11 protein-coding genes are annotated in these 12,778 nt (G+C 52.4%); 5 read left to right on the top strand and 6 right to left on the bottom strand.

What is annotated here, in order from left to right; genetic code table 11:
- Position 1: 1 nt before the first annotated feature.
- Both OGX66_RS12970 and OGX66_RS12965 read right to left on the bottom strand, forming a co-directional pair.
- A complete protein-coding gene (locus OGX66_RS12970) occupies positions 2 to 661 on the bottom strand; it encodes a nucleoside recognition domain-containing protein (RefSeq protein ID WP_003847228.1) in 660 nt (219 codons plus the stop codon).
- 166 nt (positions 662 to 827) lie between these two features.
- Positions 828 to 1,892, bottom strand: coding sequence for an AI-2E family transporter (locus OGX66_RS12965; protein WP_003037941.1), 1,065 nt, complete (start codon positions 1,890 to 1,892; stop codon positions 828 to 830).
- 226 nt (positions 1,893 to 2,118) lie between these two features.
- Here OGX66_RS12965 and bepA point away from each other — a divergent pair, with 226 nt between their 5' ends.
- Together bepA and arsC are read left to right on the top strand one after the other, a co-directional pair.
- Positions 2,119 to 3,582 (top strand): beta-barrel assembly-enhancing protease, encoded by a 1,464-nt coding sequence (bepA, locus tag OGX66_RS12960; protein ID WP_003037939.1) that lies wholly within the window; start codon positions 2,119 to 2,121, stop codon positions 3,580 to 3,582.
- Between the two features lie 123 nt (positions 3,583 to 3,705).
- Entirely contained in the window at positions 3,706 to 4,065 is a 360-nt protein-coding gene (arsC, locus tag OGX66_RS12955; protein WP_286511627.1) for an arsenate reductase (glutaredoxin), read from the top strand.
- Between the two features lie 33 nt (positions 4,066 to 4,098).
- Here arsC and OGX66_RS12950 read toward each other — a convergent pair whose 3' ends face one another.
- The 4 genes from OGX66_RS12950 to OGX66_RS12935 all read right to left on the bottom strand — a co-directional run bounded on the left by OGX66_RS12950 (position 4,099) and on the right by OGX66_RS12935 (position 8,522).
- Entirely contained in the window at positions 4,099 to 4,800 is a 702-nt protein-coding gene (locus tag OGX66_RS12950; RefSeq protein WP_211924219.1) for a DnaA inactivator Hda, read from the bottom strand.
- A 95-nt stretch (positions 4,801 to 4,895) separates the two neighbouring features.
- Entirely contained in the window at positions 4,896 to 6,185 is a 1,290-nt protein-coding gene (gene uraA / locus OGX66_RS12945; protein ID WP_003037932.1) for a uracil permease, read from the bottom strand.
- Between the two features lie 96 nt (positions 6,186 to 6,281).
- Complete coding sequence (gene upp, locus OGX66_RS12940) at positions 6,282 to 6,908, bottom strand: uracil phosphoribosyltransferase (protein ID WP_003037929.1); 627 nt, start codon at positions 6,906 to 6,908, stop codon at positions 6,282 to 6,284.
- A 183-nt stretch (positions 6,909 to 7,091) separates the two neighbouring features.
- A complete protein-coding gene (locus OGX66_RS12935; protein ID WP_088903187.1) occupies positions 7,092 to 8,522 on the bottom strand; it encodes a 6-phospho-beta-glucosidase in 1,431 nt (476 codons plus the stop codon).
- Between the two features lie 295 nt (positions 8,523 to 8,817).
- Between OGX66_RS12935 and purM the strand changes: the two genes are divergently transcribed.
- The 3 genes from purM to ppk1 all read left to right on the top strand — a co-directional run bounded on the left by purM (position 8,818) and on the right by ppk1 (position 12,774).
- Positions 8,818 to 9,855, top strand: coding sequence for a phosphoribosylformylglycinamidine cyclo-ligase (gene purM / locus OGX66_RS12930; RefSeq protein WP_003838485.1), 1,038 nt, complete (start codon positions 8,818 to 8,820; stop codon positions 9,853 to 9,855).
- On the top strand, positions 9,852 to 10,493 hold the full coding sequence (gene purN / locus OGX66_RS12925; protein ID WP_003838482.1) for a phosphoribosylglycinamide formyltransferase: 642 nt from the start codon (positions 9,852 to 9,854) through the stop codon (positions 10,491 to 10,493). Before purM ends, purN begins: the two co-directional genes overlap by 4 nt.
- A 214-nt stretch (positions 10,494 to 10,707) precedes the next feature.
- A complete protein-coding gene (gene ppk1, locus OGX66_RS12920) occupies positions 10,708 to 12,774 on the top strand; it encodes a polyphosphate kinase 1 (RefSeq protein WP_003037917.1) in 2,067 nt (688 codons plus the stop codon).
- Positions 12,775 to 12,778 lie beyond the last annotated feature (4 nt).

Genomic DNA, 12,778 nt, shown 5'->3' with positions numbered 1-12,778 from the left:
CTCAGACCTCCTGCTGCAGACGGCGATTTTCCAACTGCGCAATCCACAAACGCAGCAGGTTCGCACCCACAAATTTGAAGACAAGGATCACCGCCAGCGGCGTAATCACCGGAACGGTAACCACCGTAAACAGCGCAGCGCCAGAGGAAAAATAGTTGGTAATACACGCGCTGCCGCTGGTTTGCCAGCAGGCAAAAATGGCACGCTCCTGTTCAGTAATAATACCCTCTTCCGCCATCTCTTTGGTCATCCCGGCCGCGGCATCGGTATTTTGCAAATTCGCAATTAGCGCCAGCGAACAAACTCCCGGAATACCGAGTAACGGGCGCAGGACCGGCGTCATCAGCTGTTGTGCCGCACGTAAACCACCTAACCCTTCGGTGACGGAAATAATCCCGAGTGAAAGAATGACGGAAGGTGCCAGCTCAAGCGCGAATAAGAAGCCATCTTTGGCTCCCATCCCTCCAGAGCCGCGAAAAGAGACCGCCGTATCGCCTGCGGCATTAATCTGCCCAAACGCGCCGTTGAGGACGGTGAAGTCAAAGACCCGCCACCATTCGGTACTTTTCGCAAACATGCCGGAAAAAAGGATAATCGTAATAAAAAAAGCGAGATAACCGCCCCATCCCACCTTTTGCTGCGTGTGTGTGTTGTGACCCATTTTGTTCTCCTGTTGGTCTTATTCCTTGCGTGACAGAAAGACATCACGCAGGTCAAGTTAAAGACAAATGCGGAGAAAAACGACAGCAGAAGAGATTATTCAGAAAGTGTGGATAGAGGTCAGACAAGTTCGGATCCGGCGACATGATATCGCCGGATCTTGCAGATTAGGGTTCGTCAACGACCTGACCATCCGGCCAGGCGTGCATTACCGCTTTGATTAACGTCGCCAGAGGGATCGCAAAGAATACGCCCCAGAATCCCCACAGACCGCCGAAAATCACCACGGAGAGAATAATCACCAATGGATGCAGATTGACCGCCTCGGAGAACAGCACGGGAACCAGCAGATTGCCGTCCAGCGCCTGGATAATCAGGTACACGGCAAAACAGCTCCAGAACTCAGTGCCAAGCCCGAACTGAAACAGCGCCACGCCGACCACCGGAATCGTCACCACAAAAGCGCCGATATACGGGATCAGCACAGAGAACCCTACCAGCACCGCCAGCAGCAGCGAATAGTTGAGACCAAACAGCAGGAAGCCGAGCCAGGTCGCCACGCCGACCACCACCATTTCCAGCACCTTTCCGCGAATATAGTTGGTGATTTGCTGGTTCATCTCTTTCCACACCTGCCCCGCCAGCCCACGATTACGCGGCAGCACCCGGCGCACGGCGTTCAGCATCTGTCCTTTATCTTTGATCAGGAAGAACACCATCAACGGGACGAGAACCAGATAGACCGCCAGGGTCAGCAATCCAACCAGTGAGGCTAACGAATATTTCACCACCGAATCACCCATGGTGAGCATTCGCGAGCGCATATTTTCCGCCATCGCATCAATGATGCCCGCATCCATCAGCGCCGGATAACGCCGAGGTAAGGTGGCGGCAAAATCAGACAATTTATTAAGCATACCGGGCATGTCGCGGATCAGGTAAATACCCTGCTGCCACGCAACGGGCATCACCACAAAGGCCATCAGCAGCAAAATACCGACAAACACCACCAGCACAATCGATGTCGCCCAACGCCGTGAACACCCAATATGTTCCAGCCGCACAGTCGGCCATTCAAGCAGGTACGCCAGCACTATGGCGACCAGTAGCGGCGCCAGAAGACCGCTAAAAAAGAACAGGATGCCAAAACCGGCAACAAGAATAATCAGCAGGGCGATGGCTTCGGGGTCGCTAAAGCGGCGACGATACCATTGCATCAACATTTCGAGCATAAAACCCTTCCATGAACCCAATAGCGGGATTGCGATCCCGAATTGTATCGAAATGTCACAAAAAAGACTTCGCTTTTTATGGCTGATTACGCAAAGTGAAAAGACATTTTTCCTGGGTGTTCATCGTCAGGTTTCGCAGTTACACTCCGTAAGCTTGCGGAGTGTGAACGATACTTCACAGCATAGGTCAAATGGCTATCTCAAAAAAGAATACAGGACAGAGGTTATGTTCAGGCAGTTGAAAAAAAACCTGGTTGCTACCCTCATTGCCGCACTGACTATCGGTCAGGTTGCGCCCGCATTTGCTGATACTGCGGACACCCTGCCTGATATGGGAACGTCGGCAGGCAGTACGCTTTCCATAGGACAGGAAATGCAGATGGGCGATTATTACGTACGCCAACTGCGCGGCAGTGCGCCATTAATTAATGATCCATTGCTCACCCAATACATTAATGCGCTGGGGATGCGTCTGGTCTCGCACGCCGACTCGGTAAAAACACCCTTCACATTCTTTTTGATCAACAACGATGAAATCAACGCCTTTGCTTTCTTTGGCGGCAACGTTGTCTTGCACTCCGCGCTGTTCCGCTATTCCGACAACGAAAGCCAGTTAGCATCGGTTATGGCACACGAAATTTCCCACGTCACACAACGTCACCTGGCGCGTGCAATGGAAGATCAGAAACGCAGTGCGCCGCTAACGTGGGTAGGTGCGCTAGGTTCAATTTTATTAGCGATGGCTAGCCCGCAGGCGGGTATGGCGGCGCTGACCGGTACGCTGGCGGGTACACGTCAGGGGATGATTAGTTTTACGCAACAAAATGAACAGGAAGCAGACCGCATCGGTATTCAGGTGCTGCAACGCTCGGGATTCGATCCCCAGGCCATGCCGACGTTCCTCGAAAAACTGCTCGATCAGGCCCGTTACTCTTCGCGTCCGCCGGAAATTTTGCTGACTCACCCCCTGCCTGAAAGCCGCCTGTCGGATGCCCGTAACCGCGCCAACCAGATGCGTCCGGTGGTCGTCCAGTCGTCAGAAGATTTTTATCTGGCTAAGGCACGAACCTTGGGCATGTACAACTCTGGTCGTAACCAGTTGACCGATGACCTGCTGAGTAACTGGTCGAAAGGCAACGTACGTGAGCAACGTGCGGCACAATATGGCCGGGCATTGCAGGCGATGGAAGCCAGCAAATATGACGAGGCGCGTAAAGCGCTGCAACCGCTGCTGGCTGCAGACGCGAACAATGCCTGGTATCTCGACCTGGCAACGGATATCGATCTCGGCCAGAAGAAAACCAGTGATGCCATTAACCGCCTGAAAAACGCCCGCGACCTGCGCACTAACCCGGTACTGCAGCTCAACCTGGCGAATGCGTATCTACAGGGCGGACAAGCCAAAGAGGCGGCAACCATCCTGAATCGCTATACGTTTAACCATAAGGACGACCCTAACGGCTGGGATCTGTTAGCGCAAACGGAAGCCAACCTGAACAACCGCGATCAGGAGCTGGCGGCGCGGGCGGAGGGGTATGCCCTCGCCGGACGTCTGGATCAGGCGATTTCGATGCTCAGCAGCGCAAGCTCTCAGGTGAAACTGGGTAGCCAGCAGCAGGCCAGATACGATGCCCGTATCGACCAGCTACGCCAGCTGCAAGAACGCTTTAAACCCTACACGAAGATGTAATTATCGAACCCTTGCCGGATGGCGACGCTGTAGCGTCTTATCCGGCCTACGTCAGACGCGATATGTAGGCCGGATAAGGTCTTTTGGCCGCCATCCGGCAGTATTGTTATGCAAGGAGAAGTCATGTCAGACGCGATTAAAATCTACCATAACCCACGCTGCTCCAAGAGCCGTGAAACGCTGGAATTACTGAAGTCCAATGGCGTGGACCCGGAAGTGGTGCTGTATGTGGAAACCCCGGCTGACGCCGCGACCCTGCGTGAACTTCTGCAGATGCTGGGTATGTCCAGCGCGCGTGAGCTGATGCGCCAGAAAGAGGATCTCTATAAATCGCTTAACCTGGCGGACAAAAATCTGAGTGAAGATGCGCTGATTCAGGCAATGGTGGAAAACCCGAAACTGATGGAGCGCCCGATCGTAGTTGCCAAAGGTCAGGCTCGAATTGGACGCCCGCCGGAGCAGGTACTGGAAATCGTCGGTTAACCGAAACCTGCCGCAGTCATTTGGCTGCGGCGCTTACAGCTTCAGAATTTCTTTTACGAACGGAATGGTCAGCTTACGCTGGGCGGTGATCGATGCGTGATCAAGCTGATCCAACGTCATAAACAGCGTACGCATTTCCCGATCCAGACGCTTAAGCAGAAAGCGGCCCACATCTTCCGGCAGTTCAAATCCGCGAAGTCTGGCGCGTAATTGCAACGCCTGCAGCTTATCTTCATCGGAAAGTGGTTGCAGCTTGTAGATTTGCCCCCAGTCCAGACGCGAAGCGAGATCTGGCAATCCCAGATTCAACTGTCTTGGTGGACGATCGCCGGTGATCAGCAGGCGTGTTTTCCCCGACTCCAGGATACGGTTGTAGAGATCAAAGATCGCCATTTCCCACAGTGAATCACCAGCCACACATTCGATGTTATCGATGCATACCAGCGATAAATGCTCCATCCCGTCGAGCACCTCGGGGACGAACCAGGTGCGTTTGTCGAGCGGCACGTAGCCTACCGCATCGCCGCGCGCGGACAGTTCCGCACAGGCTGCATGCAGCAAATGACTACGGCCAGCGCCTTCACGCGACCAGAGATAAATATACCCGCTATGTTCCTGACGCAGCACGTTTTGCAGTGCAGCCAGTAAAGAGGAGTTATCCCCCGGCCAGAAACTTGCGAAAGTTTCGTCGTCAGGAAGATAAAGTGGCAAAGAGAGCTGTGCCGGTGTGTTCAGAGATACCTCAACCCAGGATTTCATAAAATCGCGTTGAGTTTAACACAGAAATGCGTCGCGATAGAACCGGGCAGCATCGCCGCCCGGTCAAAGGTTTACTGTTGTTCAGTGTCGGCATCTTTGGCGTCGAGCACCACTTCTTCTGGACGCAGCAGGCTGATAACTTTGAAAATCAGGCTCAGACAGACACCCACAATAGTCGCCAGCGCCATGCCTTTCAGCTCAGCAGCACCGATGTGAACTTTCGCGCCGCTGACGCCGATGATCAAAATGACCGAGGTCAGGATCAGATTCTGTGCTTTGTTGTAGTCAACTTTTGACTCGATCAGCACGCGAATACCGGAAGCGCCAATCACGCCGTACAACAGCAGAGAGACACCGCCCATGACCGGCAGTGGAATAATTTGGATCGCCGCAGCCAGTTTACCCACGCAGGAGAGCAGAATGGCGAAAATCGCCGCACCGCCAATAACCCAGGTACTGTAAACGCGGGTAATCGCCATGACGCCGATGTTTTCGCCGTACGTGGTGTTCGGCGTAGAACCGAAGAAGCCGGAGATCACCGTCGACAGGCCGTTAGCAAACATAGAACGATGCAGGCCAGGATCGCGAATCAAATCTTTTTTCACGATATTCGCCGTTACCACCAGGTGGCCGACGTGTTCAGCAATAACAACCAGCGCCGCAGGCAGAATGGTCAGAATAGCGACCCATTCAAAGCGCGGCGTATAGAACGTCGGCAGAGCAAACCAGTGAGCCTGCGCTATCGGCGTGGTGTCCACGACGCCCATCACGAAGGAGAGCGCGTACCCGGCCAGCACCCCAATCAAAATCGGGATAATCGCCATAAAGCCACGGAACAGCACGGAACCAAATACCGTCACAGCCAGCGTCACCATTGAGATGATGATGGTTGTTGAGTCTGGCGCTTGTCCTTCCGCAGGCAGCAATCCCGCCATACCCGCAGCGACACCCGCCAGCTCCAGACCGATCACGGCAACGATTGCGCCCATCGCCGCAGGCGGGAACATTACATCCAGCCAGCCAGTACCGGCTTTCTTAACGATGAACGAAACCAGGCAGAACAGGATGCCACACATAATGAAACCGCCCAGCGCCACTTCATACCCTAGCGGCAGCAGCAGCAGAACCGGGGAAATGAACGCAAAGCTTGAACCGAGGTAAGCCGGAATTTTACCTTTACAAATAAAGAGATACAGTAAAGTACCAATACCGTTAAACAGCAGAACGGTAGCTGGGTTGATATGAAACAGGACTGGCACCAGTACCGTTGCGCCAAACATGGCGAACAGGTGCTGTAAACTAAGCGGGATTGTCTGTAAAAGCGGCGGTCTTTCACTCACCCCGATAGCACGGCGCGTCATAGTGTTTTCCTCTGAGTGTTGTTTGTTATTAGCGATTGGGTTGTTTTATTCAAAAAAAAGCCGACTCTTAAAGTCGGCTTCTTTTCACTTATTCGTTTACTTGGTACCAAAAATCTTATCGCCGGCATCGCCGAGCCCCGGAATAATGTATCCGTGCTCGTTCAGTCCCTGATCGATGGAAGCAGTGTACAGCTCAACATCCGGGTGCGCTTTTTCCAGCGCCGCGATACCTTCCGGCGCTGCAACCAGCACCAGGACTTTAATGCTGCTGCAGCCTGCTTTTTTCAGCAGGTCGATGGTAGCGATAACGGAACCGCCGGTTGCCAGCATTGGGTCAACGATCAGCGCCATGCGCTCATCAATGTTAGAAACCAGCTTCTGGAAGTACGGAACCGGCTCCAGCGTCTCTTCATTACGGTACATACCAACCACGCTGATACGCGCGCTCGGAACGTTTTCCAGAACGCCTTCCATCATGCCCAGGCCCGCACGCAGGATTGGCACAACGGTGATTTTTTTACCTTTGATTTGGTCAACTTCAACCGGACCGTTCCAGCCTTCAATGGTCACCTTTTCGGTTTCCAGACCGGCGGTTGCTTCATAAGTCAGCAGGCTGCCAACTTCCGAGGCGAGTTCACGAAAGCGTTTAGTGCTGATGTCGTTTTCACGCATCAGTCCCAGCTTGTGTTTGACGAGTGGGTGTTTGACTTCCACGATCTTCATACTCTTCTCCTTTCCTCAGACGAGTGGCAACCACAAAAAAAATCGCCGGATTATACCGCTTTTCGTCTCTGGCGCAACACTGCATACGCTTGATATGGATCAACCAAAATCGTTTGCGTCTGGATGATGAGTATAAAACAACCCCCACAATAAGTGCGGGGGTTGTTATCAATGCTATGAATTTTATAGATTTTCAGCATTACTCTGGATGACGTTTTGATACCATGAAAAAGATTTCTTCGGCGAGCGTGCTAATGTTCCACTCCCGTCATTATTTTTATCAACATAGATAAAGCCGTAGCGTTTTTTCATCTCCCCCGTCCCGGCCGAGACTAAATCAATACAGCCCCACGGGGTATAGCCCATCAGATCCACACCATCTTCCACCACCGCTTTTTTCATTTCGCGGATATGTGCGGCCATATAGTCAATACGATAGGAATCATCCACCGAGCCGTCGGCCTGCTGCACGTCAATCGCCCCAAAGCCGTTTTCTACAATAAATAACGGCAACTGATAATGATCCCAGAACCAGTTCAGCGAATAGCGCAGACCGACGGGATCAATCTGCCAGCCCCAGTCCGACTTCTGCACGTACGGGTTAGAAACCAGGCTTTTCGACTCGTCGTAATCCAGCTGTGGGTTGTCCGCCGTTGCCTGGGTCGCGAAAGACATATAATAGCTAAAGCCGATGTAATCAACGCAGCCCTCGGTCAGCGCCTGACGGTCTTCCTCGGTGATATCCAGTTCAAAGCCACGACGGGCAAAGTAATTGAGAAGATGCTGCGGGTATTTGCCGCGCACATGGACGTCAGTAAACCAGTAACGCCGGTGCATAGCATTCATCGCCATCATCATGTCGTTCGGCGCACAGGTCAGCGGATAAATTGGGCACATCGCAATCATGCAGCCAATTTGCAGCGCCGGGTTAATTTCACGCGCGACCTTCACCGACAGCGCGCTTGCCACCAGCTCGTAGTGCGCCGCCTGGTACATGACCGGCTCGCGGTCTTCGCCGGGCTGGTATTTCAGGCCAGAGTTAGTAAAGGGCGCGAAGTCTTCGTGATAATTTGCCTGATTGTTAATCTCATTAAACGTCATCCAGTACTTCACTTTGTGCTGGTAACGAGTGAAAACCACCCGGGCAAAACGGACAAAAAAGTCGATAAGCTTACGGTTGCGCCAGCCGCCATATTCCGTCACCAGATGGTAGGGCATCTCGAAGTGCGACAACGTAATCACCGGTTCAATGCCATATTTCAGACATTCGTCGAACAGATCATCATAGAACTGCAGGCCAGCTTCATTGGGTTGCGCTTCGTCACCTAAAGGGAAAATCCGCGTCCAGGCAATAGAAGTGCGAAAACATTTAAACCCCATTTCGGCAAACAGCTTGATATCGTCTTTATAGCGATGATAAAAATCGATGGCATCGTGGTTAGGGTAATTTTTACCGGCAATCACACCGTCAGTAATTTCACGCGCCACACCATGCGCCCCCGCCGTCATGACATCGGCAACGCTAATTCCTTTACCGCCCTCCTGCCAGCCACCTTCCAGTTGATGAGCGGCGACAGCGCCACCCCACATGAAATCTGCTTTAAATCCTGACATCCCCTTCCCCTATCGTGATGAGTCTGCGCAAAACGCTCCAAATGAGGCCCGCAACAAAAAACAGAAACCGGTTTCAGTACGATACTGTGCATTCGGCCGGCAGGTTTCAAGCACAAGGCTGTACCCGGTTTCATTTTCGTGGCGCAGTTCAAACAAATAGATAAATGATTGTAAAATGCTGAAAAAACCAGCAGATAAAACTTGATGCAGAGCAGGCTCGCAAACGTTTGCTTTCCCTGTTAGAATTGCGCCGAATTTAACTTTTACTGCAAGTAAACATGTGGGGAAGCAGGCAGTGACCGATAAAACCTCTCTTAGCTACAAAGATGCCGGTGTTGATATTGATGCAGGTAATGCTCTGGTTGATCGAATCAAAGGCGTAGTAAAGAAAACGCGTCGTCCGGAAGTTATGGGTGGTCTGGGTGGCTTCGGTGCGCTGTGCGCATTGCCGCAAAAATATCGTGAACCGGTACTGGTTTCCGGCACTGATGGCGTTGGTACAAAACTGCGTCTGGCGATGGATCTGAAACGCCACGACACTATCGGCATTGACCTCGTCGCAATGTGCGTCAACGACCTCGTGGTTCAGGGCGCTGAGCCGCTGTTCTTCCTCGACTACTATGCAACCGGCAAACTGGATGTGGACACCGCAGCCAGCGTCATTAACGGGATTGCCGAAGGCTGCCTGCAGTCTGGCTGTGCGCTGGTCGGTGGGGAAACAGCTGAAATGCCGGGGATGTACCACGGCGAAGATTACGACGTGGCAGGTTTCTGTGTTGGCGTCGTCGAAAAATCAGAGATTATCGACGGTTCTAAAGTGGCTGACGGCGACGTACTGATTGCGCTCGGCTCCAGCGGTCCGCACTCCAACGGTTACTCTCTGGTGCGTAAAATCGTTGAAGTCAGCGGTTGTGACCCGGAAACCACCGAGCTTGAAGGTAAATCGCTGGCCGACCACTTGCTGGCTCCGACCCGCATTTACGTAAAATCCATTCTGGAACTGATCGAGAAGGTTGATGTGCACGCCATTGCCCACCTGACCGGCGGCGGCTTCTGGGAAAATATTCCACGCGTTCTGCCAGACAACACGCAGGCCGTGATCGACGAGTCTTCCTGGCAGTGGCCAGCCGTCTTCAACTGGCTGCAAACGGCGGGTAACGTCAGCCAGCATGAGATGTATCGCACCTTTAACTGCGGCGTAGGTATGGTTATCGCCCTGCCAGCTCCGGAAGTGGACAAAGCCCTGGCTTTGCTCAATGAGAAAGGTGAAAACGCATGGAAAATCGGTATCATCAAAGCTTCTGATTCCGAACAGCGTGTGGTCATTGAATGAAAAACATTGTGGTGCTCATTTCCGGTAACGGAAGCAATTTGCAGGCGATAATAGACGCCTGTGAACAGAAAAAAATCAATGGCACCATACGTGCAGTATTCAGTAACAAGGCCGATGCGTTCGGCCTTGAGCGCGCACGCGAAGCGAATATTCCGGCACACTCGCTGGAAGCCGCCCAGTTTGCCAGTCGCGAAGCCTTCGACCGCCAACTGATGCAAGAAATTGACGCCTGGGCGCCGGATGTCGTGGTGCTGGCCGGTTATATGCGCATCCTCAGCCCGGCGTTTGTCGCGCACTATTCTGAACGATTGCTGAATATCCACCCGTCTTTATTGCCAAAGTATCCCGGCCTGCATACGCACCGCCAGGTACTGGAAAACGGCGATGAAGAGCATGGTACCTCCGTCCACTTCGTCACTGATGAACTGGACGGCGGACCGGTTATTCTCCAGGCCAAGGTTCCGGTATTTGAAGGCGACAGCGAAGATGATGTCACGGCGCGGGTTCAGGCTCAGGAACATACCATTTACCCACTGGTGGTAAGCTGGTTTATTGATGGTCGCCTGAAAATGCGTGATAACGCCGCATGGCTGGATGGCATCCGCCTACCGCCACAAGGCTACGCCGCCGACGAATAATAAAATTCAACCTGTAAGCCGCATGTCACCATCCGGCTTACAGGCATAACTACCTTTTCCGGTTAATACCACCGGTATTCATCTACGCTCCCCCTTTCTCTTTGCTATCAGACGGTTTATTGTCATATTTTTCTGGCACAGTTGGACATCTGAGAGCAATGCTCGCCATAATAAATCGGTAGTGTCCCGTGAATGAAACGGAGTAAAAGTGGTAATGGGTCAGGAAAAGCTATACATCGAGAAAGAACTCAGTTGGTTAGCGTTCAACGAACGTGTACTCCAGGAAGCTGCTGATAAGTCAAACCCGTTGATCGAACGGATGCGTTTCTTAGGCATCTATTCCAATAACCTCGACGAGTTTTATAAGGTTCGTTTTGCCGAACTGAAGCGCCGAATCATTATTAGCGAAGAACAGGGTTCAAACTCTCACTCCCGCCATCTGTTAGGCAAAATCCAGGCCCGCGTATTAAAAGCCGATCAGGAATTTGACGGTCTGTACAACGAGTTGCTGCTGGAGATGGCGCGCAATCAGATTTTCTTAATCAATGAACGCCAGCTATCGGCCAATCAGCAGAGCTGGTTGCGTCATTACTTCAAGCAATATCTTCGCCAGCACATCACGCCGATCCTGATTAACCGCGAGACGGATTTAGTCCAGTTTTTGAAAGATGACTACACCTATCTGGCGGTAGAGATTATCCGCGGCGATACAATCCGCTACGCGCTGCTGGAAATCCCTTCTGACAAGGTTCCCCGTTTTGTGAATCTGCCGCCGGAAACCCCGCGTCGTCGCAAACCGATGATCCTGTTGGACAACATTTTACGTTATTGCCTTGACGATATTTTCAAAGGGTTCTTTGATTACGACGCACTTAACGCCTATTCGATGAAAATGACCCGTGACGCCGAATACGATTTGGTGCACGAGATGGAATCGAGCCTGATGGAGCTGATGTCCTCCAGCCTGAAACAGCGTCTGACCGCAGAGCCTGTGCGTTTCGTCTATCAGCGCGACATGCCCAATGCGTTGGTCGAGGTGCTACGTGAAAAACTGACGATTTCTCGCTACGACTCGATTGTTCCCGGCGGCCGTTACCATAACTTCAAAGACTTTATTAACTTCCCCAACGTTGGCAAAGCCAACCTGGTGAATAAGCCGCTGCCGCGTCTGCGCCACATCTGGTTCGACAATGAGAAATTCCGTAACGGATTTGATGCAATCCGCGAGCGCGATGTGCTGCTGTATTACCCGTACCACACCTTTGAGCACGTTCTTGAACTGTTGCGCCAGGCGTCTTTCGACCCGAGCGTACTGGCAATAAAGATCAACATCTACCGTGTGGCGAAAGACTCGCGCATCATCGACGCGATGATCCATGCCGCGCATAACAGTAAAAAAGTCACCGTGGTAGTGGAATTACAGGCGCGCTTTGATGAAGAAGCCAACATTCATTGGGCCAAGCGTCTGACCGAAGCGGGCGTTCACGTCATCTTCTCCGCGCCGGGTCTGAAAATTCACGCCAAACTGTTCCTTATCTCGCGTAAAGAAGGTGATGAAGTCGTGCGCTATGCGCATATCGGGACGGGCAACTTCAACGAAAAAACGGCGCGCCTGTACACCGACTACTCGTTGCTTACCGCTGATTCACGCATCACCAACGAGGTTCGTCGGGTGTTCAACTTCATCGAAAACCCGTATCGTCCGGTGACGTTCGATTATCTGCTGGTTTCTCCGCAGAACTCACGCCGTCTGCTGTACGCGATGATCGACAAAGAGATCGCCAATGCGCAGCAAGGCCAGCCTTCCGGTATCACGCTAAAACTGAACAACCTGGTCGATAAAGGTCTGGTTGATCGTCTCTATGCAGCCTCAAGCTCAGGCGTACCGGTTAATTTGTTGATTCGCGGTATGTGCTCTCTGATCCCGAACCTGGAAGGCATTAGCGACAATATTCGTGTTATCAGCATCGTTGATCGCTACCTTGAACACGACCGGGTTTATATTTTCGAAAACGGTGGCGATAAGCAGGTATACCTCTCCTCTGCAGACTGGATGACCCGCAATATCGACTATCGTATCGAGGTCGCCACTCCGCTGCTGGACCCGCGCCTTAAGCAGCGCGTGCTGGATATTATCGATATCCTGTTCAGCGACACGGTGAAGGCTCGCTTCATCGATAAAGAACTCAGTAATCGCTACGTACCACGCGGAAACCGCCGTAAAGTTCAGTCACAATTGGCGATTTACGACTACATCAAATCACTCGAGCAACCTGACTAACGCT

It is taken from the genome of Citrobacter sp. Cf072, from assembly GCF_030334485.1.
Taxonomy (GTDB): domain Bacteria; phylum Pseudomonadota; class Gammaproteobacteria; order Enterobacterales; family Enterobacteriaceae; genus Citrobacter; species Citrobacter freundii.
The sequence above is the reverse complement of the archived record's forward strand: the minus strand, read 5'-3'. Positions and strand labels throughout refer to the sequence as shown.

Bases quoted from the DNA above. Each gene is read 5' to 3' on its own strand.
- uraA (WP_003037932.1), bottom strand. From the start codon at position 6,185: ATGACGCGCCGTGCTATCGGGGTGAGTGAAAGACCGCCGCTTTTACAG.
- bepA (WP_003037939.1), top strand. From the start codon at position 2,119: ATGTTCAGGCAGTTGAAAAAAAACCTGGTTGCTACCCTCATTGCCGCA.
- arsC (WP_286511627.1), top strand. From the start codon at position 3,706: ATGTCAGACGCGATTAAAATCTACCATAACCCACGCTGCTCCAAGAGC.
- OGX66_RS12970 (WP_003847228.1), bottom strand. From the start codon at position 661: ATGGGTCACAACACACACACGCAGCAAAAGGTGGGATGGGGCGGTTAT.
- OGX66_RS12935 (WP_088903187.1), bottom strand. From the start codon at position 8,522: ATGTCAGGATTTAAAGCAGATTTCATGTGGGGTGGCGCTGTCGCCGCT.
- purN (WP_003838482.1), top strand. From the start codon at position 9,852: ATGAAAAACATTGTGGTGCTCATTTCCGGTAACGGAAGCAATTTGCAG.
- ppk1 (WP_003037917.1), top strand. From the start codon at position 10,708: ATGGGTCAGGAAAAGCTATACATCGAGAAAGAACTCAGTTGGTTAGCG.
- OGX66_RS12965 (WP_003037941.1), bottom strand. From the start codon at position 1,892: ATGCTCGAAATGTTGATGCAATGGTATCGTCGCCGCTTTAGCGACCCC.
- upp (WP_003037929.1), bottom strand. From the start codon at position 6,908: ATGAAGATCGTGGAAGTCAAACACCCACTCGTCAAACACAAGCTGGGA.